The organism is Polaromonas sp. CG_9.11, assembly GCF_015752225.1.
GTDB lineage: Bacteria > Pseudomonadota > Gammaproteobacteria > Burkholderiales > Burkholderiaceae_C > Polaromonas.
This window is the reverse complement of the sequence record NZ_JADOVE010000029.1, coordinates 1-22,174: the sequence shown is the minus strand read 5'-3', so window position 1 is coordinate 22,174 and position 22,174 is coordinate 1. Positions and strand designations below refer to the sequence as shown.

Genomic DNA, 22,174 nt, shown 5'->3' with positions numbered 1-22,174 from the left:
GCCGGCGTTTGGAGATGCCAGCCCCTGGCGGGCCAGGAAGGCATCGATGGCCTCGGTGATGGCGCCCGGTTCGCTCAGGTGCGGGCAATGGCCAACGTTCTGGATGATCTCCAGCGTGCCGTGCGGCATCGCCTGGCGCATGTAGTGGCCCACCGGGACCGGGACGATCACATCGTCACTGCATTGCAGGATCAGCGTGGGCGTCGTCAGCCGGGGCAGTTGCGCGCGGTGGTCGGACAAAAAGGCGACGCGGGCGAACTGCCTGGCAATGTCCGGGTCGGTGCGGCAAAAGCTGCTGGCGAGTTCCGCGCCGAGTTCCGGCCGGTCGGGCGCGCCCATGATGACGGGTGCCATCGTGCTCGACCAGACAAGGTAGTTGCTGTCCATGCTGCTGAGCAAGGCATCGATGTCCGCGCGCTCAAAACCGCCGGTGTAATCCCCATCGTTGAGGTAGCACGGCGAGGGGCCGACCATGACCTGGGCCGCGATGCGGCCAGGCGCCGTCAGGTCGGCCAGCAGGCCGATCATGGCGCTGACCGAATGGCCGATGAAAATCACCGGACCCTGGCCGAATTGCCTGACGAGTTCCAGCACGTCATCGGCATGGCCCTGAAGGGAGCTGTATTTTTGGGGGTCATACGCCGACAGGTCGGATCGGCCGGCGCCGACCAGGTCGAAGGTCACGGTGTGAAAGCGTCCGGCGTAGGCTGGCTGCACCAGCCGCCACATGGTCTGGTCACAGCCCAAGCCGTGGGCAAAGAAAATGGTAGCCGGACCGCTTCCGGCGACCTGAACGTGATGGCGCCGCTCGACAGTCATGGTGTGCATTCAGTGCAAAAACTGGCCTTCAGGCCGGAGCATAGGCCTGAAGTAATCCATGGGCCAGAGACATTCCTGGCGAAATCGTTAGGACACGTGTTGAGCTGGAAAGGCGCAATTCCCACACCTGCCAGACACTGCTGGAGCCGCAGCTTTCGCATGCTTGAATTTTCCAGCCGGTGCGCCTCCGGAACCGTGCACTGCGCCCGCTGCACCTTCGTGAGGGCAGGCATCCGCCAGATGCCCTAGAGTGGTGCTCCCACGTTGACATGTTGAAACACGATGAACCCACCCACCCTGCTTTTTTTGCTGGCCAGCCCGCTGCTGCTGGCGTCCTGCGCCTCATGGCCTGCACCGCCCGTTCCCGAAATGATCGAAAACTCGCTGGGCATGAAGTTTGTCCGGGTGCCCGCCGGGAAATTCCTGATGGGCAGCGACGAAACCCCGCAAGCGCTGGCGCGCGACTATCCGCAGTACGCTGCGTGGCGCTTCGCCGAGCTGGCGGACGAGGCGCCGGTGCACCGGGTGCGCATCAGCCGGCCTTTTTTCCTGGGCCAGCACGAGGTCACGGTCGGCCAGTTCCGCCAGTTCGTCGAGGCCTCGGGCCATGCGCCCGAATCGGTCGCCGACGGCACCGGCGGCTATGGCTACAACCCGGCGCATGGCCTGGACGCCTCGGGGCGTGGCGACCTGTTTGAAGGCCGCGACCCGAAGTATTCGTGGCGCCACCCGGGTTTTGCGCAGGACGACACGCACCCGGTGCTCAACGTCACCTGGAACGACGCCGTGGCCATGAGCCGCTGGCTGAGCCAGAAAGAGGGCCGCCGCTACCGCCTGCCAACCGAAGCCGAGTGGGAATACGCCTGCCGCGCCGGATCGACGTCGCGCTACCAGGGCGGCAACCTGCCCGGGTCGCTGTTGCAGATCGCCAACACCTTCGACGCCGATGCCGCCCCTTACTGGCCGGCCCTGCGCGCCCAGGCGCAGCCGGGCTCTGACGGCCATGCCTTCACCGCGCCGGTCGGCAGTTTCCGGCCGAACGCCTTCGGCCTGCACGACATGCTGGGCAATGCCTGGGAATGGACCGCCGACTGGCATGCCGACGCCTATTACGCCGCCTCGCCGGCGACCGATCCGCCCGGCCCGGCCGACGGCACGGTGCGCGTGCGCCGCGGCGGCTCCTGGCACACCTGGGCGCTGTATTCGCGCTGCAGCTACCGCAACTGGAATTCGGCGCAGACCCGCTATACCCTGGTCGGCATGCGGCTGCTGCTCGAAGCGGACAGCACAGAGCGTCAATCACTGAAAAAATAGCCTGCTTTCATTCAATGACTTCCCATTTTTCAGGAGCGACGCATGAACCGCATGAACCCCAGCAACGCCGACCGCCTGGCCCGCGCCACCGCCCTGTGGCCGCACGTCGGCCGCGAACGCCCGGCCTTTGCGCTGCCGGCCGGTCCGGGCCAGGAGTCGGTCTGGGACTATCCGCGTCCGCCCCGGCTGGTGGCTGACGGCCGGGAAGTGGTCGTGATGGCCGGCCCCCTGGAGATTGCCCGCAGCCAGCGGGCGCTGCGCCTGCTGGAAACCGCCAGCCCGCCGGGCTTTTACCTGCCGGCGCAGGACGTGCGCACCGACCGGCTGGTGCCGGCGGGCGGCTCGTCGCACTGTGAATGGAAAGGCGAGGCGGCCTACTGGTCGGTGCCGCTGGCCGGCGGCGGCCTGCTGGGCCGCGTGGCCTGGTCGTATGCGCATCCGCTGGCGCCCTACGAAGCGCTGGCCGGCCATTTCGGGTTTTATCCGCAGCACCTGGACTGCTTTGTGGACGGGCTCCCGGTGCAACCGCAGCCGGGCGGTTTTTATGCCGGCTGGATCACGCCCGAGGTGGTCGGGCCGTTCAAGGGCGGACCCGGTTCAGGCGGCTGGTGAACGGTGAGCGGCCGGCAGCCGGCGGACCAAACCGGGCGTGATCCTGGCGGCGGGTCAGCGCGCTCGCCTGGGCCGTGCGGCCATCCGCCGCGTGTCCTGCGGCCGGCGCGGGCGCGGGCGCATGGCCCAGAGTATCCCCAGCCCGACCGCGCCGGCCAGCGCGACCGCCGCCACCGGCATGGCGCGGACCGCCAGCGTCCGGTAGCCGCCATCGATGGTGTGCACGCGTGACGGTTCAAACAGATTGCCATTGGTGACCGGCGCCGGGTCAGCGCGCGCCAGCGCCTGGTCCATCAGCCAGCGGGTGGCGCGGGCGGTCAGGCCGGGTGCGACGGCATGCGCCAGCCGCCCCGGAATCGCCACGCTGCCAATGGCGGTGACGTCGCGCGGCGCCCGGCTCAGCGCCACCAGGGCATGGGCCACCGTGCGCGGGTCCAGCACCGGCGGCGGCGGGCGCAGGCGCTTGCCGGTGTAGTTGGCGCCGTGGAACAGGCCCGGCGTGTCGACAAAGGTCGGGTAGACCTCACAGACATGCACGTCGGGCAGGCTGCCCAGCTCGGCCCGCAGCGCCTCTGAAAAACCGCGCAGCCCGAACTTGCTGGCGGTGTAGGCGGCGGCATAGGGCGCGGGAACCCAGCCGCCCGACGAGATCATGTTGATCAGCGTGCCGCGCCCGCGCTGGCGAAAATGCGGCAGCACTGCATGCGCGCCGTTCATGTGGCCCAGCAGGTTGGCCGCGATCACGCGCGCGTGGGCCTCCATCGGCGTGGCATCGAACGCGCCGACCGCCCCGATGCCGACGTTGTTGATCCAGACGTCGATGCGGCTAAAGCGCCCGATGGCCGCGTGGGCCAGCGCCTGCATGGCGTCGGCATCGGTCACGTCGGTCGGCACGGCCAGCGCCTGGGCATCGAGCAGCACGCATTCGGCCGCCACCTTGTCGAGCGCCTCGGGACCGCGCGCGGCCAGCACCAGGTGCGCGCCCGCACGCGCAAAGGCCAGGGCGGTGGCATGGCCGATGCCGCTGGAGGCGCCGGTCAGGACGACGACGGGCGCCAGGAAATGGTCGAGGTAGGTGTTGAGCATGGAGCAGGCCTGGAAGTAAGGGGTGGTTGATGTGTTGAATCGTCCGGTGCAAAAACCCGGCTGTCAATCGGCGAAGGTGCCTGCCGGTGTCGGGCGGCGGATGGTGTGTGCCTGGAGCGGCCGGCATTTTTTGACTGGACACCCGCCACCCGCTGGAGCAAGACGCCTGGAGAACAGCGAAACCAGCCCTTAGCGCAAGCAGGGTAAGCGCAAGCAGCTATCTATTTGGTAGCTGTAACCCCGTCGCCGGCCTTCACGCCCCCAGCGAATCCCCATGCCGGCGCCAGAACGCCGCATCGGGCACGCCGCCCCGGCCCGCTGCCAGGTTGTCCTGCATGTGCTCTGGCCGGCCGGTGCCGGGAATCGCGCAGGTCACGGCCGGGCAGCGGCTTGCCGGCCAGGCGCCGCAGCAGGCCGCCGCCGCCAAAAGGCTGGTTGACCAGCACCGCCACGCCGCGCGCCTGCGCCAGCGGCAGCAGGCGTTGGGCCGCGGCGCGGTCGTCCAGCGCATAGTTGATCTGCAGGAAATCGAGCTTTTCTGCACGTAGAACCGCCTCGACTTCGGCATGGGCCGACGCGGTGTAGTGGGTGATGCCAACATAGCGCACGCGGCCGGCGTCCTGCAAGGCGCGTGCCGAAGCCAGCTGCACGCGCCAGTCCACCAGGTTGTGCACCCGCATCAGGTCGATGCGTTCTGTGCGCAGTCGGGCAAACGACTGCGCCATTTGCGCCAGGCCGGCGTCACGCCCGGGGGTCCAGACCTTGGTCGCGATGAAGGCCCGTTCGCGGCTGCCGGCGGCGGCCAGCAGCTCGCCGCTGGTGCTCTCGGCGCGGCCGTACATCGGCGAGCTGTCGAGCACCGAGCCGCCGGCGGCAAACAGCGCCGCCAGCACGCCCGGCAGTTCGGCATGGCCGGGCGCTTGCGGCGCCAGGTCAAAGCCGATGTAGGTGCCGCAGCCAATCACCGGCAGCGCTTCGCCGGTCGAGGGAATCGGGCGGGTGTCGATCGGCGGTGTCATGGGCATGGCCTGCAGTGGCGCCGGTGGGCGGGGTGGCGCAAGGGGCATGGGGCAAGGGGCATGGGGCATGGGGCATGGGCGAAATTTGCCTGAACTTCAAAAGCCACGCCAGGCAAGGGCATTCAATCCGATGACCGCTTGCGGCAATGCGCCGTCCTCCGGCCGGGCTGCACAGGCCGCCGCCGCTGGGCGGGTCCGGCGCCGGCCTTGGCGACTTTGCGGAAATCAAGCCAGATGGCGTCGCGTGTTTTTTACCGAGCCGTCAAGCTCGCTTACCCCGGTAAGTAGTCATACGGAATTGAAACGCCCGGTGTTGCAGACCATCATGCAACTGGCCTCAGCATGTGACTCCGAGACGCCTCGGGCTGCTGAGCCTTCGCATCCCTGAGGAACCAAGCTGGCACCAGGCGTCAGATGGCCTGGAACGGGTGTGCGTGAACCGTCGATGAACGAACAAATCAACACAAGAAGGCGAGACATGAGCATCCCACGCAAGAACATCCCTTTGAAACTGACCACGCTGGCCGCTGCCCTGCTGGCGCTGAGCGCCTGCGGCGGCAGCAGCAACCCGTTCGAGAGCACCAACCTCAAGCCAAGCTATCTGGGCGCCATCGTCACCGCCAGCTATGACGGCAACAGCGACGACCTGCTGACCGCCGGCCTGGGCAAGACCGGACTGGGCGACGTTCCCGCACAGGCGGCACTGAAGCCAGCCGACCCGTTGAAGCCCACGGCCGCCGAACTGCGCAGGCTCGCCATCTTCAACAACTACCGCGCCATCCTCGACATCACGCCGACCGGCGGCTACGGCACGCTGTACGGGCCGAACGTCGATGCCAAGGGCGTCATCAGCACCAGCGAAGGCAAGATCGCCGGCACCGAGTACATCGCCTATTCGGACGACGGCACCGGCAAGCAGAACATCACCCTGCTGGTGCAGGTGCCCGCGACCTTCAACCCGGCCAATGCCTGCATCGTCACCGGCACCTCCAGCGGCTCGCGCGGCGTGTATGGCGCCATCGGCTCGTCCGGCGAGTGGGGCCTGAAGAACGGTTGCGCCGTGGCCTACACCGACAAGGGCACCGGCACCGGCATCCACGACCTGCAGAACAATACGGTCAATGGGCAGAACGGCGTTCGCACCGACGCTGCCACGGCCGGCAAGAACTCGATCTTCACTGCCGACCTGAGCGCCGCCGAACTCGCCGCCTTCAATGTGGCCACGCCGAACCGCTTTGCCGTCAAGCACGCGCATTCGCAGCAAAATCCGGAAAAGGACTGGGGCAAGTGGACGCTGCAGTCGGTCGAATTCGCCTATTTCGTGCTGAATGAAAAATACGGCGACCTGGCCCGCGACGGCGTCACGCACCTGAAAAAGCTCACCCCGTCCAACACCATCGTGATCGCCTCCAGCGTGTCCAACGGCGCTGGCTCGGCATTGGCGGCGGCCGAGCAGGACACGCAGGGCCTGATCAGCGGCGTGGCCGTGGCCGAGCCCGAAGTCCAGCTCGCGCCCGACAGCCGGCTGAGCGTCAAGCGCGGCGCGACCACGCTGGTCGGCACCGGCAAGCCGCTGTACGACTATTTCACGCTGGCCAACCTGCTGCAGCCCTGCGCGGCGCTGGTGTCGCCCACCACGAACGCCTTCAATACCGTCAACGCAACGGTTGCTGCCAACCGCTGCAGCGCCCTGCAGGCCAATGGCCTGGTCACCGGCAGCACGACCGCCGAGCAGGCCGCCAGCGCCATGGCCGCACTGGTGGCGGCCGGCTGGCAGCCCGAAAGCAATGTGCTGCAGGCGTCGCACTACTCGTTCGCGACCTTGTCGGTCGGGCTGACGTATGCCAACACCTATGGCCGTTTCAGCGCCAAGGACAACCTGTGCGGCTACAGCTTTGCCGCCACTAACGCAACCACCGGTGCACTAACGGCGGTCAATGCGGCTTCGCTGGCGACCTCATTCGGCGCCTCCAACGGCGTGCCGCCGACCATTGGCATCAGCATCGTCAACAACCTCAGCCTGGGCGGGCCGTTGCAAGATGGGTTCTCGCTGTCGGCCGGCAATGTGCAGGACTACAACATCGCCGGCGCGCTGTGCATGCGCGAGCTGTTCACCGGCACCAGCGCCAATGCGGTGCGCGTGCAGCAGGGCATCAAGGAAGTGGCGCGCAGTGCCAACCTGCGCGGCAAGCCGGCGCTGATCGTGCAAGGCCGGGCCGACACACTGTTGCCGGTGGCCTTCACGGGCCGGCCTTACTACGGCATGAACCAGATCGTCGAAGGCACGGCTAGCCGGCTGTCGTACATCGAGGTGGCCAATGCGCAGCATTTCGACGCCTTCCTTGGCTTTCCGGGCTATGCCGAGCGCCTGGTGCCGTTGCACCGCTACTTCATCCAGGCGATGGACATGATGTACGCCAACCTGAAATCCGGCGCTGCCCTGCCGGCCAGCCAGGTGGTGCGCACCGTGCCGCGCGGCCTGAACGGCGCCACTGCCAATCCGATCACCGCTGCCAACGTGCCGCCGATCCAGACGACGCCGGCCGCTGCTGACCGGATCACGTTTGCCAACAACGTGCTGACCATCGCCGACTGATCGTTTTTCCGGCCCTTGCAACGCCCGTGGCGCCGCCTGTGCGCCACGGGCTTTTTTCATGGGGATTGAAAACTTGGCGGCAACCCTGCGGCGCGCCCGCTTTGCCAAAGCGCAATCACCCTGACGGGCACTGTCCGCCATGGCGAATGCAGCGCTCCAGAGCCCTTCCCGCGTGCGGGCCTGGGCTGTGCGCAGCTTTGCTCGATCGGGTTGACGTCCGGGCTGTTTGGCGGCAAGTCGCGCAGCATGGCGCCCGCGCCCTCGATGGCCGCTTCAATGCCGGCGCACCTTGTGCGGGCCCGGGCAAGTCCGTTGCCGCGATGTCGCCAGCGCGCAGTTCAGGCAGACCGGCACGGGCTGGAAATTCGGATGGCGCACTGCCCGCCGTATCAATTCCCAAATACCACTCGATGGAGTACCGGCTGTTTGCCCCTGTGACGCGCTCCTGCCAGGGCGCAAGGTTTTGCGAACCCGCTTGTGTGGGCAACTGATCACCATCACAAGGATCAAACAGCAAGATGGAGTCCAAACGCCAACAATGAAAAAGTTATTTGGAAATTAAAATTAAGTATTTACAGTTCTATAGAACAACCACCAGAATCCACTCCGTCACAGTTTTTCTTTGCATTTTTCTGGAGTTGACCATGGCGCATCGCCACATTTTTCGCCGCCCCTTCCTGGGAATGGCCTTGGCCGCCACACTGGCTGCGGCTTCATGGGGTGCCGGCGCCCAGCAGGCCATCAACCTGCTCAATGTGTCGTACGACCCCACCCGCGAACTTTATGTGCAGTACAACGCCGCATTCATCAAGCACTGGAAAGCAAAAACCGGTCAGGACGTGACCATCAAGCAATCCCACGGCGGCTCGGGCAAACAGGCGCGCTCGGTGATTGACGGGCTGGAGGCGGACGTGGTGACGCTGGCGCTTGGAGGTGATGTGGAGGCACTGCAAAAAAACGGCGGCTGGATTGCCCCGGACTGGCAAAAACGCCTGCCACATAATTCGGCGCCCTATACCTCGACCATCGTACTGGTGGTGCGCCAAGGCAACCCCAAGGGAATCAAGGACTGGGACGACCTGATCAAGCCCGGCGTGAGCGTCATCACACCCAACCCCAAAACCTCGGGTGGCGCCCGCTGGAACTATCTGGCCGGATGGGAATTCGCCAAACGCAAAAACGGTGGTAACGACGCCAAGGCCAAGGAATTCGTGCAGGCCCTGTACAAGAATGTGCCAGTGCTCGACACCGGTGCACGCGGCTCGTCCATCACCTTCGCGCAGCGCAACCAGGGCGATGTGTTCATTTCCTGGGAGAACGAGGCCCACCTGCTGGAGAAAGAATTTGGCAGCAAAGTGGACATTGTTTACCCGTCCCTGAGCATTCTGGCCGAGCCACCAGTGGCCGTGGTGGACAAGAACGTGGACCGCAAGGGCACCCGTGCCGTGGCGCAGGCCTATCTGGAGTACCTGTACTCCGATGTGGGACAGGACATCGCAGGTAAAAACTTTTACCGCCCGATCTCCGAAAAAGCCCAGGCCAAGTACGCCAGGCAATTCCCCAAGCTCAATTTGTTCACCATTGAACAAGCTTTTGGCGGCTGGACCAAGGCAGACAAGGACCACTTTGCAGATGGCGGCTCGTTCGACCAGATTTACCTGAAGAAATAGGTGGTGTCGCATTGGCTGGAGCGCTGTCGGCTCCTTGCTGGACCTGTTTGGCGCCAGCGAATGCGAGCGCTGCATTCGCCATTGCGGCTATTGCCAGCCAGGGTGCTTGCGCCCTAGTCGCCGCCGGGGTCGTCCTGGGCGAAGTCCGGCGGCAGGATGCTGTCGGTCGCCGTCACCTCGACCTGCATGTCGTCGAGCTGCAGCGGCTGCAGGCCATAGTCCGAGATAAACGCCACGTCGGCCGCGTCATGGCCATAGGCCAGCACGATGCGGCCGCCGCGCGGCGCGTCCTGCGTGGCGTCAAAGGTGTACCAGCGCCCGCCGACGAAGGCTTCAAACCAGGCATGCAGGTCCATCGGCTTGAGCCCGTGCAGGTAGCCCACCACCATGCGCGCCGGAATCTGCAGGCTGCGGCACAGGCCGATGCCCACATGCGCAAAGTCGCGGCACACGCCCGCGCCATGCGCCAGCGTGTCGAGCGCGTCGGTGCTGGGGGTGCTGACGCCGTAGCGGTATTCCAGGTTGTCGTGAATCCAGGCGCGTATCTGTTCAACCTGCGCATAGCCGGGCGCCGCCCGGGCGACCACCGTCAGCGCCTGGTCCTGCATCATGTCCGACGGGCAGTAGCGGCTTTGCAGCAGGTAGTGCAGCACGTCGGCCGGCAGTTCGGTGATGGGCGTCTTGGGCGCGTCGTGTGCCACCGCGATGTGGTCTTCGACCTCCATGACCACTTCGACGTTGATCTGCATCTGCCCTTGCGGCACGACCAGGCGCTGGCACAGGTTGCCGTAGCCATCGGCAAACTCGTCCACCGGCGCCCAGGGGTGCAGGTCGTAGCGTTCGCTGATCACCCACTGCGTCTGGCCGCTGCGCGGGCGCAGCATCGCCACCATGGGGCAATCCGAGGCAGCGGTCATGCTGATGGAACAGGCAGCTTTAAGCTTCATGGGGAAAAAGGTAAAAAAGAACGGCAGGAAAGGCGCTAAAAGCGCTAGCTTAGCCTGCCCGCCCTGTCCGGCTTGTAGGCTGAAACCCGTCTGCAGTGCAGGTGCGCTCTGTTTCAGCCACCACCAGCATGGCTGGCAGTTGAAAAATCGATGAAAACAGGCGTTTGCGCATGACTGCATTGGTTTTTTGCTATGAAAAAAACAGCAAACAAAAATCCCGCCAATTCCGGCTTCCTTTCCGGCCTGCTGCGCCCCAACCGGTTCGGTGGCGTGAATGTCCCCATGCTGACAAGGCAACGTCTGACAAATGCCAGGACACGGGGGCTTCAGAATAAAAACCCATGGCAGCGCTGCCGCGAAGCTTCAGGCAGACGGCTTGGCGCCGACAACGCAGCGCCGACCAAAAACACAACCGCCAGGACAGGACTCGCACCATGAACCAGCAACGCGTTGAAGGGCAGGCAGGCCATGTCGCCGCACCTTCCGACAGTCCGGCCTTTGCCCAGTGGCGGGACAGCTTCCAGTTCCTTCGCGGCTTTGTGCGCAACCCGGCGCAGGTCGGCTCGATCATCCCGAGTTCGCGCCAGCTCGAGCAGCGGCTGGTGCGCAGTGCGCGCATCGGCGACGCGCGCATGGTGGTGGAGCTGGGGCCGGGGACCGGCGGAACGACCTCGGCGTTCTTGCGCGCCATGGCGTCCACCGCCCAGCTGCTGGCCATCGAGCTGGACACCGAATTTCACCAGCGCCTGCATGCGTCGATCCTCGACCCGCGCTTCAACGTCGAACTGGGCAGCGCAGAGCGCCTGGCCGAGTTCCTGAGAGCGCGCTGGCTGCCCGCGCCGGATGTGATCATCTCGGGCATTCCGTTTTCCACCATGCCGCCCGACGTCTCGGACCGGGTGGCGTCCAGCGTGGCCCGTGCGCTGCGGCCAGGCGGGCGCTTTGTCGCCTACCAGGTGCGCGCGCATGTTTCAGGTTTCATGTCGCCTTACCTTGGCACGCCCGACAAGAAGTGGGAAGTCGTCAACGTGCCGCCGGTGCGCGTGTTCACCTGGGTCAAGCCCGCGAATTAAGCCCGGCAGGGCCGGAGCCCCGCCTTTCAGCTTCAATGTCAGGGCCGCTTCGGTATGGCCAGTCCCTTGACCACCGCCGGCCGTTCCACGAAAGCCGCCAGCACCCGCTTGACCTGTGCGAAATCGTCGAATCCCACCAGTTCACCGGCCTCATAGAAGCCCACCAGGTTGCGCACCCATGGAAAGGTCGCAATGTCGGCAATGCCGTAGTGCTGCCCCATGATCCAGTCGCGGCCTTCCAGGCGCCGGTCCAGCACGCCAAGCAGGCGCCGCGCTTCGGCCACGTAGCGGCCCAGCGGGCGCTTGTCCTCGCAGTCCTTGCCGGCGAACGTAATGAAAAATCCCAGCTGGCCGAACATCGGGCCGATGCCGCCCATCTGGAACATCAGCCACTGGATCGTCTCGTAGCGGCCGGCCGCGTCCTGTGCCATGAACAGGCCGGTCTTGTCGGCCAGGTAGAGCAGGATGGCGCCCGACTCGAACAGCGCCAGCGGCTTGCCGCCCGGCCCGTGCGGGTCCAGGATGGCCGGAATCTTGTTGTTCGGGCTAAGCGACAGGAATTCCGGCGTCATCTGGTCCTGGGTTTCAAAGCTGACCAGGTGCACCTCGTACGGCAGCCGGGTTTCTTCCAGCAGGATTGACACCTTCACGCCGTTGGGCGTGGACAGCGAATACAGCTGAAGCCGGTCAGGGTGGCGGGCGGGCCATTTCCGGGTCACGGGAAAGGCGGCAAGATCGTTCATTCGGGTTCCTGGGAATGAAGGCGGGATGAAGGCGGGATGAAGGCGGGATGAAGGCCCCACGAAAGCACGCATTCTGGCCCGAAGGCCGTTGGCCTGCAGCCGTGCATCGCAAGTCCACCCTGGTGGCGCAGGCGACGCAGGTGTCGGCACCCAGAAAAAAAACAGCCCGCCCGGCGCTGCCAAGGCGCCGCCCGTTGTTCTTTTGAAAGCGCAGGCCGCCTAGCGTCCCACCACCGACCAGCCAGCCTGCTGGTTGGCCTTGTTGTTCTCGTATTCCCACGCGGTGCCGCAGCGGTCGCAGCGGTAGCTGGTGAGGGTGACCAGGCTGGCGCCGCGCTTTTCCTGGCGGTTGCCGCCCTGCACGAGCTCGGGATGTCCCGGCGCCTTGCGCCAGTTGCGCTGGATGCCGGCGCACGAGTCGCACAGCGCCATCTTCTTCAATTCGTTCTTTCGGTTCAGGTCTTCGGTCATGGTGTGGCTGCTTTTCTGGTGGGGCGAGGTTGGCTTGGAGGTGGGGCCGATTGTCGCTGACGCCAACTTGCCGTCAGGCGCCAGCGCCTTTGCCGCCCGGCAAGCGCAGGCCGCGCAGGCGCTGGTGCGCCGCGTCGTCCCCCTCCACGGGCAGCTGCTGCCGGGCATTCAGGTAGTGGCTGGTGAACACATCCAGGTAAGCCTCCAGCGTTTGCGCCGCATGCGGCTCGCCGGCCAGTTCCATACACAACGCGGCGACCTCCGAGGTGCAGAAATGGTCGGCGCGTTTGGCCCGGCGCAGCCGGTAGCGCGAAAGCTGCTCGCCCTGCAGGCTGAGCACCGGCAAATGGTCCAGGTAGGGGCTTTTGCGAAACATCTTGCGCGCCTCGGGCCAGGTGGCATCCAGCAGCACGAACAGCGGCCGCTTGCCCGTGAGCGGATTGGCGGACTGCACCCGTGACACGACCCGCCCCTGCGCCACGAATTCACCCGGAAACACCAGGTAGGGCTGCCACTGCGGATCGGCCAGCAGGGCCAGCAGCGCGGGGTCCACCTCGGTGCGCGCCCAGCCAAAGGCAAACGTGTCGGCCACCACATCGGCAATCAGCCAGCCCGTGTTGCTCGGCTTGAGCGGCTCGATGTCGGCCATGACGAGGCACACCCCCGCACGCACCGGCACGGCCGGACGCAGCGCGCACAGGCAGTGGCTGGGAATCAGTCGGCAACCGGCGCAGCGCTCGCCGCGCGGCCCGCCACGGGCCAGAAAGGGTTTGGAGCTGCGCGCCAATCGCGCGGTGCGCAGGCGGGAAACGGCATGGGCATGGGGCATGGGCGGGAGTCTAGCGCAGCGGGGCGGCCGGCAAGCCGCGCCGCCACCTGCGCACCCCGGCCCGCTGACGCGCTTCGGCTCCAACGCTGCTTTGGCTGGAAATGGCTCTGCTGTCGAACGGGTTGTTGCCATTTACCAAGCCGCCGCGCGGCCTTGTTGTCTAAACTGGCAGGCCACTGCAGATGCGTGCTGGCCGGTGGTTTGAGTTGTATGCCACGTGCATCCCCGCACCAGCAGGACAACCCTACAAGGCAGACTGAAGTGACAGGTCTGTTTTTTAAGATATTCCCGTAACCCCGTCACAGGAGCCAACATGAAGCGTCGCAAAATCCTGCAAGGCTTTGCCCAGGCCAGCCTGGGTTTGGCCGTGCTCCCCTTCAGTGAACTTGCCATGGCAATGACCAAACTCATGAAATCCAAGTCCGAGTGGCAGCAGCAGTTGCCCGCCGCCAACTACGCGGTGCTGTTCAAGGACAGCACCGAGCGCGCCGGCAGCAGCCCCCTGAACGACGAAAAGCGTGCCGGAAGCTATGTCTGCTTTGCCTGCAATTTGCCCTTGTTCAAGAGCGAACTCAAGTTCGACAGCGGCACCGGCTGGCCCAGCTTTTTCAATGTGATCCCCGACGCGGTCGAGACGCGCCTTGATTTCAGCATGATCTGGCCCCGCACCGAATACCACTGCGCCCGCTGCAACGGCCATCAGGGCCACCTGTTCAAGGACGGCCCGCAACCCACCGGTTTGCGTTACTGCAACAACGGCGTTGCGCTTCAATTCATTCCCGCAGGCGAAAAACTACCGGAGTTGCGCACATGAAAAACTGGCTTCAATCCCTGGCCGCCCTGGCCCTGTCCGTGCTGGTCGGCCAGGCCGGCGCGCAGTCGCCCTCGGTGCCAGCTTCAGCAGGCCAGAGAGCCACGGCGATCTTTGCCGGCGGCTGCTTCTGGTGCGTGGAAGCCGACTTTGAAAAACTACCGGGTGTCATTGCCGCCGAGTCGGGCTACACGGGCGGCAAAACTGCCAACCCCACTTACCAGACGGTGAGCGCCGGCGGCACCGGCCACACCGAGGCGGTTCGGCTGACCTACGACCCCGGCGTCGTCAGCTACCCGGTGTTGCTCGACTTCTTCTGGCGCCACATTGACCCGACCGTGAAGGACCGGCAATTTTGCGATGTTGGCAACCAATACCGCAGCGCCATCTACTACAACAGCCCGGCACAAAAAGCCCTGGTTGAAGCCAGCAAGGCGGCCATCTTGAAGTCCGGCGTGCTGAAGGAAATCCATACCGAGATCGCACCGGAATCGGCCTTTTACCTGGCCGAGGACTACCACCAGAGCTACTACACAAAGAACCCGCTGCGCTACAACTATTACCGCCTGACGTGCGGCAGGGACAGCCGCGTCGCCGAAGTCTGGGGCACCAAGAACTGAGCAGTTCCGGGAAAGTCCCCGCTTGCTGATCCACCTGTTCAGGTCCTCGGCGCAACTAGAAGGCAACATCTGCAGCCGCCTGGCTACCGAGCGCCTGATCACGCACCCCCCTATTGCCCTGCATGCCCTTTTCCCGATGGCTTCATGGCGAATCCCATCGCCAGCGGCCGCATTCGCCGCAAGGCTGCGGAAATTGGTGGCAGCGTGTATTTGCCTGTGGCCCTGCCGCAGCGCCTGGAAGCGCTGGTTGGCATCAGCATCGGCAACGGCATGCTGGCCAGGATTCGTGACCCGTTTGGACCGGCCTTTTTCCTGATGGCAACCGGCAGTTACCATGCAACTCGTCACACAAGGTCATCCTTTAGAAAGAACACGCTATGCACGATAACTTTTGGCCGGGCATCATGCGGGCCGTTCGGGTCGGTTTCCTGGCCACGCTGGCAGGCGCGGCGGTGGTGGGGTGTGGGGGCGGCGACGGCGGCGGCACCGTGCCTCCGGTCTTGCAGGCCAACCCCACGACGCCTTGGGAGTTGATGACGGCAGGCGACATCGCACAGTGCTTTCTTCGACCTGCATCCGACTCGGGTGCTGAAAAAACAGCCCAACTGATCGAGCGCCAACTGGCCGGTGCCGGCGGCAATTCCAACGTGCTGACCCTTGGAGACAATGCCTATTTGCTCGGTGCCAGCCTGGGCTTCACCGATTGCTATGAAAAAACCTGGGGCCGGTTTATCAACAAAACCTTCGCCATTGCAGGCAACCACGACTACGAAAATGGCAACAGTAATTACTTTGATTACTTTGGTGCCAAGGCCAGCCCCGATGGACAGCGCACAGGCTACTACCGCATCGACCAAAGCGGCTGGACCGTGTTTGCACTGAACAGCAACATCGATGCGTCAGCCGCTTCAGTGCAGGCACAGTGGCTGAAGAAAGAGCTGGCCACCGCCAACCCCTGTGTGGCGGCGGCCTGGCACCATGCCCGGTTCACCTCGGCCCCCGACGGCGACAACGCCACCATGGCCGCCGTGTGGGACATCCTGGACCAGGCCAAGGCCGATGTGGTGCTGCAAGCCCACGAGCACCAGTACGAGCGCTTTGCCCCCATGACCGCCGACGGCACGCTGTCTGCCACGGGCGGCATGCGCTCGTTCGTGGTGGGCACCGGCGGCGCAAAGACTTATGCGCACGCCACGGTCCGTGCGGGCAGCGAGAAACAGGCGGTCGCCTTGGGCGTGATGCGCTTGTCGCTGTCGGCCGGCAACGCCAAGTGGCGATTCCTTGACGTGGACAACGCCGTGCGCGACGAAGGGACGTTTGACTGCCGCAAGAAGTAGTCGCCCGTGGCAGGCCATGCTTGCCGGCTCCGCACGACCAGGGCCGCCGCGTGGCCTATTTGGCCGGGCGGTGCAGCGCGCAGATCTTGTTGCCGTCAGGATCGCGCACATACGCCAGGTAGATCTTGCCGACCGCGCCGTCCCGAAAACCGGGGGGTTCTTCGCAGTCCGTGCCGCCATTGGCAATGCCGGCTGCATGGAATGCATCACCTTGCTCTGGCGACGCCACGTCAAACCCGATGGTGCTGCCATTGCCGTGCGTCGCAGGCTCGCCATTGATGGGCGTGGTGATGGCGAACGTGCCCGCAGTGCCCCGGTAGAAATACCGGTTCTTGTTGGCAACCCCCGGGCCGATGCCCAGCGTGCCCAGCAGCGCATCGTAAAACTTCTTTGAAACCTCCAGATCGTTGACACCAAGCATGACGTGACTGAACATTGTTTTCTCCGTTGGGTGCCCGGTGGCGGGCGAAGTAGGGCCGGGGGAATGGTAATGGATAACGGGTCAATGCCTGGCTGGCCCGAGCCACCGGGCGCGGCTTTCAAAGCGGCACACGCCATCGGCTGGCAGAGGCTGCTTTCATGTTAAATCGGTCGCTTGCACACGCCCTAACTACGCAGGCTGCTATCAATATTAATTTTTCTGCTTGTTCAAGTCTTTACACCGGCCCTTGATACTTCAGAGGCTTCGCAACGGTTTCACAACACTTCACCAAGACATTGACATGAACAACAAAGTATTTCTTTCGCTGGCCGCGCTGGTCGTTTCCTTCGCCGCGTCAGCCGCCCAGGCGGGCACGGTCAATTTCGATTCAGGCAGCGCCAAAGTGCACAGCGTCCAGGTGACAAATCACAAAAAGAACCACAAGCACAAGGTGTGGGTGCCTGCCCACCGATCACACGGCCACCTGGTGAAGGGTCATTACATCTGGCGCTGACATCGGTTGGGCCGCAACCCGGACAGGCCGGAGGCCAAACAGGCGGCCACTGCCGCATACTGCTGCGCAGCACTTGATTTTCAGGCTACGATTTAAGTAAAAAAGGCCTGTAGCGCACGCCCTGTCTGCGCAAGCAGCTATCAAATTAAGTCAGGATCAGCCATGAAAAAAGTGTCTCGCACGGCGTCTGCGGCACCCGATGCGGAATCGGCCCTCTATGCCAGCATCCACGCGCTGGTCCTGTCCGCCCGCAACACCGTTGCGCGTGGCGTTGAGCGGGTAGCAGGTGCGTACCAACTTCGAGATCGGCCGGCATGTCGTGGCGCATGAACAGCAGGGTGAAAGTCGCGCGGAGTACGGCAAGGAAGTGCCGAAGCGGCTGGCTGAACGCCTGACGGCCGAGTTTGGCAGCGGCTTTTCGGTGACCAATCTCAAGTTGATGCGTCAGTTTTATCTACTCAACGCCCACCGAATAAGTCAAACAGCGTCTGACTTATTCGACACCTCCAAAAGCCGCATAGGTCAGGCGGCGTCTGACCTATTGGCCGCGCCTGAACAACGCCCCTTCAGCCTGAGCTGGTCGCACTATGGTTTTTCTGCTCGGTATCAAGAAGGCGTGATGAACGCGACTTCTACGAAATCGAGGCCACCAGCCAGAACTGGACCGTGCGCGAACTCAAGCGCCCGTTTGACAGCAGCCTGTACGAACGCCTGGCGCTATGGCTTGATTGCAGGTTAGTGCCACCCCGTCACGTTCACCGCGTAGCGCGTCGCCTTGCCAACGCCCTCCACGCGCAGCAAGCCCTTGGCCAGCAGGTCCGTCAAATCCCGCGTCGCAGTGGCTTTGGATGTGCCGGTGATCTTGGCGTACTTCTCGTTGGTCATGCCGCCCAGGAAACCGCCGCCCAGCGCCACGTGCCCTGCGTCCAGCAAACGTTCGAGCACCTTGTGCTGCCGCGCATTCAAGCCGCATTGGCCCGCCTTCATGCGGAAAACCGCCTTTTCTGTCGCCTGCCGCACGACCGTCTGGCAGGCCATGCAGCCCTGTGTAAATGCCTGCACAAACCAGTGCACCCAAGGTGTCACGTCAATGGCTGCGGCATCAAGCCTGACGCCGTGCAAGCACTGCGCCTGGTTGAGTCCGTCGTAATACGCGGTGCGGGTTTTCAGCATCTGGCGGGCCATGCCAAACACGCGAACCAGGGCGGCATGGCTCGCCGGATCGTGCGCCTGCATGTCTTGCGCCAGCGCCCTATCCACCAGGGCGCGCCCCAGCCGGCCATTGCCATCTTCAAACGGGTGAATCGACTCAAACCACACATGCAGCAGCGCCGCCCGCGCGATGCCATGCAGCCCAGGCGCGTGAGCGGTGGGCCTGGTGGCCTCGAACCACGCCAGAAGCTGCGCCATTTCCGTCGGCACCTGGCGCGAGGGTGGCGCTTCGTAATGCACCCGCTCGCGCCCGAGCGCGCCGCTGACGCTCTGCATGGCGTCGGCAGGGTCGCGCAAGCGCCCCACGGCAATGCGCGCAATGCCGGAGGTGCCACCCGGAAACAAGGCCGACTGCCAACGGCACAGGCGGTCCAAGGTCAGCACATCGCGGTGGTTGGCCAGCGCATCCTGCATCACCTGCACCAGTCCCTCCGCAGGGCAGTCATGGCCGGGCGCTTCGGCCAGGCCCAGCCGGTGCGCCACCGATGCGCGTACCGATGCCAGGTTGAGCTGCTCCCCCTCAAGGGCCGCCGTGGCCAGCGCCTCTTGCACCCACAACTCGCGCTGCACCTCTTGCGCCTGGTCCAGGTCAATCGCCTCCAGCAAACCCAGCAGCCTGCCTTGCTCCAGCCGGGCCTGGTCCAGCGCTGGCGCCAGCGCCAAGGCGTCAAACGCCAGCCTGGGCCAGGCAGCGTGCTGCCAGATGCAGCGTGGCGCGGGTGCTGTCGGTGGGGGCGTTGGCTTGGGCATGAGCCGCATTGTAGGTAATACGGCTCAAAAAGTGATGCGTATTTTAAGAAATACGCCTCAGCGCGCTGCAGTGCGATTCGAGTTTGGCCCTTGACGCAAGCACTTGTATGGCAAATTGAACAAACAAAGTTAACGACGACAAGTCGTCAGTTCGAAGCCACCGCGCACCCGGTGTTTCAGCGCCCGTTCAGGGCACAGGTACGAAGTACAGGTGCGTTTCATTGCAAGACCTGAGCCCAAAGCCGTGCGCAGACCGCGCGCGAACCGATGAAGCGCCGCCGTGATGCGCTGCAGGCCGATGCCGTGCAGGCGTTGATGAAGGAATACCTGCCGCAGCTTTGGCATCGAGAGTGGCTGCGCGCTGAGCGGGTTTTTCGCTGAATTTTGTTTTACGTAGCAGTGTGTAAGTCGAATTTAATTGGATGCTGACCCTGATTACACCGATTAAATTTTGCCCATACTACTGCGCTGAAAGATTAGAAGGCTTGTCAATTCGTGAACCATAGATTACATTTTTGAATGCTTCAAATCCTCCGTACTGCCGATTTCGACACATGGCTGAGTACGTTGCGCGACAAGGTCGGGCAAAAACAGGTCTTGGCCCGGCTGGCCCGTTTGTCTTTGGGGCACTGGGGCGATTGCAAGCCCGTGGGCGGGGATGTGGTTGAACTGCGCATCCATAGCGGCCCCGGTTACCGCCTTTATTGCTGGAAGGATGGCCTCACCGTGGTCATCGCGCTGGCTGGCGGCGACAAGTCCAATCAGGAGCGCGATATTGCCAAGGCGCAGCACATGGTCACACTGTTAAAGGAGTAGTTTGATGAACCCCACCGTCGCCGCACAACTCGGCATTCAGGCCTTCGAGCCCGCCGATTATTTGCAATCAGACGAAGACTGCGCCCTGTACCTGCAGGCCTGCATGGACCAAGCGCCGGAAGACGCCGCCCTGTTCACCAAAGCCGTCGGCGACATTGCGCGGGCACGCGGCATGATGCAGCTCGCCCGAGATACCGGCCTGACCCGGGAAGGGCTTTACAAGGCGCTGGGCGAGCAAGGCAACCCCAGCTTTGCCACCGTGGTCAAGGTCATGCACGCGCTGGGCCTGCAGTTCCATGTCGGTGCGCGTCAGGCACAAGGCTGAGCAGCAAGAGTTTTCTGGAGGTTTCCCTGTCCACCTTTCGGCGCTACGTCGCCGCCGGGCGGCTTAGCCAAAGTTCAACGTTGGGGCGCAGCCAGATGTTCAAGGTGGCGGAGTTGAAAGCCTTCAAGAAGGTCTTGAAAACCGTCAAAGAGCTGAATGGTTCTTGCAGGGATTGCAAGGCTGGGAAATGGAAGATGGCGCAAAGCGGAGAGTCTGACGAAGTTTTGAATGAAAAGTGCTTGTTGCGCTTGCGTAGACTGCGCAAGCTGCTATCGAATTAGATAAGGACAAGGGATGAAAAAAGTGTCTCGCACGGCGCCTGCGGCACCCGATGCGGAATCGGCCCTCTATGCCAGCATCCACGCGCTGGTCCTGTCCGCCCGCAACACCGTTGCACGTGGCGTTGAGCGGGTAGCAGGTGCGTACCAACTTCGAGATCGGCCGGCACATTGTTGAGTACGAGCAGCAAGGCGAGACACGGGCTGCTTACGGAAAAGAACTGCTGGCCTTGCTGGCGGAGCGCTTGACTGCAGAATTTGGCAAAGGATTCGGGCGAAGCAATATCGCTTATGCACGCAGCTTTTATCTTGCCTACCAGGCGCGCAGGCCAATTGTCCAGACAGCGTCTGGACAATGGAAGCCAGCCTCTCTCCAGCCGGAACGCCCCTTCAGCTTGAATTGGTCGCACTGTGTTTTTCTGCTCGGCATCAAGAAGGCCGATGAACGCGACTTCTACGAAATCGAGGCCACCAGCCAGAACTGGACCGTGCGCGAACTCAAGCGCCCGTTTGACAGCGGCCTGTATGAACGCCTGGCACTATGGCTTGATTGCAGGCTGATGCCACCTGGGTCTGGAGTTTTAATTGGCGGGACCGGTCACAGTGCTGCGGTTTACCGCCATCCTTGATGCCAATGTTCTTCATTCCCGCTTCAAATCGTCGCAAGGCTTGTCAAATAATATCCAAACGGATATATTCTTCACATGAAACCTGTGCAATTCCTGGGAAACTCGCTCAAGCGTCTGCGTGAGTTTCCCAGTGATGCACGGCAGGACGCGGGCCGCCAGATCGATCGCGTTCAGCGAGGCATGCAGCCCGACGACTTCAAGCCCATGCCATCCATTGGCAAGGGGGTCGAGGAAATTCGGGTGTGGGACGAATCGGGCACCTTTCGCGTCATCTACACAGCACGCCTGGCTGATGCGGTTTATGTGCTCCATGCCTTCCAGAAGAAGACGCAGACCACGTCCAGAAGTGATATTGAACTGGCGAAGTCACGCTTTGACCAACTACAAAAAGGTACACCATGACCGAGGAAAAAACGGAACGCTACGCCAGCGTGTGGGACGCCATCGCCGACACCCCGCAAGAGGCAGAAAACCTGCGGGTTCGCTCCGAACTGATGGACAAGATCACGGCGCTGATTTCGGAAAACCATTGGAAGCAGGCCGAGGCAGCCAGTCGGTGCGGGGTGACGCAGCCGCGCATCAACGATCTGCTGCGCGGCCGCATCTCGCGCTTCTCGCTCGATGCGCTGGTGAATATCGCAGCCGCGTTGGGGCGGCGGGTTCATGTTGAGCTGCAGCTGGTTGAGTGAACCGGTTAAGGCCGCCTGGCAGCGTTGTGACCGGAAAATGCATCAAACAGGCTGCTAGCGCAATAGATGCGGGCGCAGGTAGCTATTAATTAGAGAGCAAATAAGGGGGAGGTTTTAAGCTGATTTCGGCGCTTGACGCGCTGGACGGGGGCGTCCATAAGGTCCGGCAAATAATAAGAATTTAGATTTAACTGGACTCTGACCCCCAATATCTTGCTGGGCATCAAAAAGGCCTATAAACGCGACTTCTACAAAATTGAAGCGGCTAGCCTGGACTGGACCATGCGCAAACTCAAACGCCAGTTTGACGGCGGCCTGTACGAACGCCTGGCCCTGAGCCGCGACAAAGACGGCATTCGCCAGCTTGCCCAACAGGGGCAAACAGCAAGTAGGCTACTGCGCCGGTCAACTGACTGATAGGACACACTAAATTGATCGAAAGATATGGTCGTTGAGTTTCTGCCCAAATCCCCCACCCCCGCTAGTGTCGCGTCATGCTGTAGTTGTCGGGTAAAGCCTTTTGCGCTTGGTGCGGGCATCCTTGGTCGTGAACTGCCAGTTGACTTTGGCCTGAAGGTTGTCGCGGCGGCTCT

The 22,174-nt window shown here is 63.5% G+C and carries 23 protein-coding genes and 2 pseudogenes; 16 read left to right on the top strand and 9 right to left on the bottom strand.

Features of this window, described 5'->3' with window-relative positions; all coding sequences use genetic code 11:
- Positions 1-21 precede the first annotated feature (21 nt).
- Positions 22-819, bottom strand: a pseudogene (locus IWX85_RS20585) (alpha/beta fold hydrolase); the annotation flags it as partial.
- 282 nt (positions 820-1,101) lie between these two features.
- On the opposite strand from IWX85_RS20585, the gene IWX85_RS18260 reads away from it, so the two are divergent.
- Together IWX85_RS18260 and IWX85_RS18255 are read left to right on the top strand one after the other, a co-directional pair.
- Positions 1,102-2,133 carry a formylglycine-generating enzyme family protein gene (locus IWX85_RS18260; protein WP_196870696.1) on the top strand — a complete coding sequence of 344 codons (1,032 nt, stop codon included), beginning with the start codon at positions 1,102-1,104 and terminating at the stop codon, positions 2,131-2,133.
- Between the two features lie 42 nt (positions 2,134-2,175).
- Positions 2,176-2,745: a DUF427 domain-containing protein gene (locus IWX85_RS18255; RefSeq protein WP_196870695.1), complete on the top strand. Its 570-nt coding sequence runs from the start codon at positions 2,176-2,178 to the stop codon at positions 2,743-2,745.
- Positions 2,746-2,799: 54 nt separating this feature from the next.
- On the opposite strand, the gene IWX85_RS18250 is transcribed toward IWX85_RS18255, so the two are convergent.
- Together IWX85_RS18250 and IWX85_RS18245 are read right to left on the bottom strand one after the other, a co-directional pair.
- Positions 2,800-3,831, bottom strand: a complete 1,032-nt coding sequence (locus IWX85_RS18250; protein WP_196870694.1) for an SDR family oxidoreductase — start codon at positions 3,829-3,831, stop codon at positions 2,800-2,802.
- Positions 3,832-4,084: 253 nt separating this feature from the next.
- A pseudogene (locus IWX85_RS18245) lies at positions 4,085-4,898 on the bottom strand (aldo/keto reductase).
- 430 nt (positions 4,899-5,328) lie between these two features.
- Here IWX85_RS18245 and IWX85_RS18240 point away from each other — a divergent pair.
- Together IWX85_RS18240 and IWX85_RS18235 are read left to right on the top strand one after the other, a co-directional pair.
- On the top strand, positions 5,329-7,446 hold the full coding sequence (locus tag IWX85_RS18240) for a D-(-)-3-hydroxybutyrate oligomer hydrolase (protein ID WP_196870693.1): 2,118 nt from the start codon (positions 5,329-5,331) through the stop codon (positions 7,444-7,446).
- 644 nt (positions 7,447-8,090) lie between these two features.
- Entirely contained in the window at positions 8,091-9,116 is a 1,026-nt protein-coding gene (locus IWX85_RS18235) for a sulfate ABC transporter substrate-binding protein (RefSeq protein ID WP_370584327.1), read from the top strand.
- Between the two features lie 113 nt (positions 9,117-9,229).
- Here the strand turns inward: IWX85_RS18235 and IWX85_RS18230 are convergent, their stop codons facing one another.
- Entirely contained in the window at positions 9,230-10,063 is an 834-nt protein-coding gene (locus IWX85_RS18230) for a transglutaminase family protein (protein ID WP_196870692.1), read from the bottom strand.
- Between the two features lie 434 nt (positions 10,064-10,497).
- Here IWX85_RS18230 and IWX85_RS18225 point away from each other — a divergent pair, with 434 nt between their 5' ends.
- Positions 10,498-11,136, top strand: a complete 639-nt coding sequence (locus IWX85_RS18225) for a class I SAM-dependent methyltransferase (RefSeq protein ID WP_196870691.1) — start codon at positions 10,498-10,500, stop codon at positions 11,134-11,136.
- A gap of 38 nt (positions 11,137-11,174) precedes the next feature.
- On the opposite strand, the gene IWX85_RS18220 is transcribed toward IWX85_RS18225, so the two are convergent.
- The 3 genes from IWX85_RS18220 to IWX85_RS18210 form a co-directional block, all read right to left on the bottom strand.
- Positions 11,175-11,879, bottom strand: a complete 705-nt coding sequence (locus IWX85_RS18220) for a glutathione S-transferase N-terminal domain-containing protein (protein ID WP_196870690.1) — start codon at positions 11,877-11,879, stop codon at positions 11,175-11,177.
- 219 nt (positions 11,880-12,098) lie between these two features.
- A complete protein-coding gene (locus IWX85_RS18215; RefSeq protein ID WP_036812924.1) occupies positions 12,099-12,350 on the bottom strand; it encodes a hypothetical protein in 252 nt (83 codons plus the stop codon).
- Positions 12,351-12,423: 73 nt separating this feature from the next.
- Positions 12,424-13,179, bottom strand: a complete 756-nt coding sequence (locus IWX85_RS18210) for a tRNA-uridine aminocarboxypropyltransferase (protein ID WP_036807818.1) — start codon at positions 13,177-13,179, stop codon at positions 12,424-12,426.
- 313 nt (positions 13,180-13,492) lie between these two features.
- Between IWX85_RS18210 and msrB the strand changes: the two genes are divergently transcribed.
- The 3 genes from msrB (at position 13,493) to IWX85_RS18195 (ending at position 15,947) form a co-directional block, all read left to right on the top strand.
- Positions 13,493-13,993 (top strand): peptide-methionine (R)-S-oxide reductase MsrB, encoded by a 501-nt coding sequence (gene msrB / locus IWX85_RS18205; RefSeq protein WP_036807821.1) that lies wholly within the window; start codon positions 13,493-13,495, stop codon positions 13,991-13,993.
- A complete protein-coding gene (msrA, locus tag IWX85_RS18200) occupies positions 13,990-14,610 on the top strand; it encodes a peptide-methionine (S)-S-oxide reductase MsrA (protein WP_196870689.1) in 621 nt (206 codons plus the stop codon). Before msrB ends, msrA begins: the two co-directional genes overlap by 4 nt.
- Positions 14,611-14,987: 377 nt before the next feature.
- Positions 14,988-15,947 (top strand): metallophosphoesterase, encoded by a 960-nt coding sequence (locus tag IWX85_RS18195; RefSeq protein WP_196870688.1) that lies wholly within the window; start codon positions 14,988-14,990, stop codon positions 15,945-15,947.
- Between the two features lie 55 nt (positions 15,948-16,002).
- Here IWX85_RS18195 and IWX85_RS18190 read toward each other — a convergent pair whose 3' ends face one another.
- A complete protein-coding gene (locus IWX85_RS18190) occupies positions 16,003-16,383 on the bottom strand; it encodes a VOC family protein (RefSeq protein ID WP_036807826.1) in 381 nt (126 codons plus the stop codon).
- A 286-nt stretch (positions 16,384-16,669) separates the two neighbouring features.
- Here IWX85_RS18190 and IWX85_RS18185 point away from each other — a divergent pair, with 286 nt between their 5' ends.
- Both IWX85_RS18185 and IWX85_RS18180 read left to right on the top strand, forming a co-directional pair.
- On the top strand, positions 16,670-16,882 hold the full coding sequence (locus IWX85_RS18185; protein WP_196870687.1) for a hypothetical protein: 213 nt from the start codon (positions 16,670-16,672) through the stop codon (positions 16,880-16,882).
- A gap of 286 nt (positions 16,883-17,168) precedes the next feature.
- Complete coding sequence (locus IWX85_RS18180) at positions 17,169-17,621, top strand: DUF1016 N-terminal domain-containing protein (RefSeq protein ID WP_196870686.1); 453 nt, start codon at positions 17,169-17,171, stop codon at positions 17,619-17,621.
- Here IWX85_RS18180 and IWX85_RS18175 read toward each other — a convergent pair.
- Positions 17,618-18,844: a Fic family protein gene (locus IWX85_RS18175; RefSeq protein WP_196870685.1), complete on the bottom strand. Its 1,227-nt coding sequence runs from the start codon at positions 18,842-18,844 to the stop codon at positions 17,618-17,620. The genes IWX85_RS18180 and IWX85_RS18175 overlap by 4 nt on opposite strands.
- Before the next feature lie 519 nt (positions 18,845-19,363).
- Between IWX85_RS18175 and IWX85_RS18170 the strand changes: the two genes are divergently transcribed.
- The 6 genes from IWX85_RS18170 (at position 19,364) to IWX85_RS20780 (ending at position 21,998) form a co-directional block, all read left to right on the top strand.
- Positions 19,364-19,660, top strand: a complete 297-nt coding sequence (locus tag IWX85_RS18170) for a type II toxin-antitoxin system RelE/ParE family toxin (protein ID WP_196870684.1) — start codon at positions 19,364-19,366, stop codon at positions 19,658-19,660.
- 4 nt (positions 19,661-19,664) lie between these two features.
- Positions 19,665-19,985, top strand: coding sequence for an addiction module antidote protein (locus IWX85_RS18165; protein WP_036807831.1), 321 nt, complete (start codon positions 19,665-19,667; stop codon positions 19,983-19,985).
- A gap of 418 nt (positions 19,986-20,403) precedes the next feature.
- On the top strand, positions 20,404-20,892 hold the full coding sequence (locus IWX85_RS18160; RefSeq protein WP_051984193.1) for a DUF1016 N-terminal domain-containing protein: 489 nt from the start codon (positions 20,404-20,406) through the stop codon (positions 20,890-20,892).
- 75 nt (positions 20,893-20,967) lie between these two features.
- Positions 20,968-21,294, top strand: a complete 327-nt coding sequence (locus tag IWX85_RS18155) for a type II toxin-antitoxin system RelE/ParE family toxin (RefSeq protein ID WP_036807836.1) — start codon at positions 20,968-20,970, stop codon at positions 21,292-21,294.
- Positions 21,291-21,581, top strand: a complete 291-nt coding sequence (locus tag IWX85_RS18150; protein ID WP_196870683.1) for a helix-turn-helix domain-containing protein — start codon at positions 21,291-21,293, stop codon at positions 21,579-21,581. The genes IWX85_RS18155 and IWX85_RS18150 overlap by 4 nt, the downstream gene beginning before the upstream one ends.
- Positions 21,582-21,863: 282 nt before the next feature.
- On the top strand, positions 21,864-21,998 hold the full coding sequence (locus IWX85_RS20780; RefSeq protein WP_255529475.1) for a hypothetical protein: 135 nt from the start codon (positions 21,864-21,866) through the stop codon (positions 21,996-21,998).
- The last annotated feature ends 176 nt before the right edge of the window (positions 21,999-22,174 follow it).

Bases quoted from the DNA above. Each gene is read 5' to 3' on its own strand.
- IWX85_RS18155 (WP_036807836.1), top strand. From the start codon at position 20,968: ATGAAACCTGTGCAATTCCTGGGAAACTCGCTCAAGCGTCTGCGTGAG.
- IWX85_RS18220 (WP_196870690.1), bottom strand. From the start codon at position 11,879: ATGAACGATCTTGCCGCCTTTCCCGTGACCCGGAAATGGCCCGCCCGC.
- IWX85_RS18225 (WP_196870691.1), top strand. From the start codon at position 10,498: ATGAACCAGCAACGCGTTGAAGGGCAGGCAGGCCATGTCGCCGCACCT.
- IWX85_RS18215 (WP_036812924.1), bottom strand. From the start codon at position 12,350: ATGACCGAAGACCTGAACCGAAAGAACGAATTGAAGAAGATGGCGCTG.
- IWX85_RS18250 (WP_196870694.1), bottom strand. From the start codon at position 3,831: ATGCTCAACACCTACCTCGACCATTTCCTGGCGCCCGTCGTCGTCCTG.
- IWX85_RS18230 (WP_196870692.1), bottom strand. From the start codon at position 10,063: ATGAAGCTTAAAGCTGCCTGTTCCATCAGCATGACCGCTGCCTCGGAT.
- IWX85_RS18165 (WP_036807831.1), top strand. From the start codon at position 19,665: ATGAACCCCACCGTCGCCGCACAACTCGGCATTCAGGCCTTCGAGCCC.
- IWX85_RS18170 (WP_196870684.1), top strand. From the start codon at position 19,364: ATGCTTCAAATCCTCCGTACTGCCGATTTCGACACATGGCTGAGTACG.
- msrB (WP_036807821.1), top strand. From the start codon at position 13,493: ATGAAGCGTCGCAAAATCCTGCAAGGCTTTGCCCAGGCCAGCCTGGGT.
- IWX85_RS20780 (WP_255529475.1), top strand. From the start codon at position 21,864: ATGCGCAAACTCAAACGCCAGTTTGACGGCGGCCTGTACGAACGCCTG.
- IWX85_RS18195 (WP_196870688.1), top strand. From the start codon at position 14,988: ATGCACGATAACTTTTGGCCGGGCATCATGCGGGCCGTTCGGGTCGGT.
- IWX85_RS18185 (WP_196870687.1), top strand. From the start codon at position 16,670: ATGAACAACAAAGTATTTCTTTCGCTGGCCGCGCTGGTCGTTTCCTTC.
- IWX85_RS18260 (WP_196870696.1), top strand. From the start codon at position 1,102: ATGAACCCACCCACCCTGCTTTTTTTGCTGGCCAGCCCGCTGCTGCTG.
- IWX85_RS18255 (WP_196870695.1), top strand. From the start codon at position 2,176: ATGAACCGCATGAACCCCAGCAACGCCGACCGCCTGGCCCGCGCCACC.
- IWX85_RS18240 (WP_196870693.1), top strand. From the start codon at position 5,329: ATGAGCATCCCACGCAAGAACATCCCTTTGAAACTGACCACGCTGGCC.
- IWX85_RS18210 (WP_036807818.1), bottom strand. From the start codon at position 13,179: ATGCCCCATGCCCATGCCGTTTCCCGCCTGCGCACCGCGCGATTGGCG.
- IWX85_RS18190 (WP_036807826.1), bottom strand. From the start codon at position 16,383: ATGTTCAGTCACGTCATGCTTGGTGTCAACGATCTGGAGGTTTCAAAG.
- IWX85_RS18150 (WP_196870683.1), top strand. From the start codon at position 21,291: ATGACCGAGGAAAAAACGGAACGCTACGCCAGCGTGTGGGACGCCATC.
- IWX85_RS18175 (WP_196870685.1), bottom strand. From the start codon at position 18,844: ATGCCCAAGCCAACGCCCCCACCGACAGCACCCGCGCCACGCTGCATC.
- IWX85_RS18235 (WP_370584327.1), top strand. From the start codon at position 8,091: ATGGCGCATCGCCACATTTTTCGCCGCCCCTTCCTGGGAATGGCCTTG.
- msrA (WP_196870689.1), top strand. From the start codon at position 13,990: ATGAAAAACTGGCTTCAATCCCTGGCCGCCCTGGCCCTGTCCGTGCTG.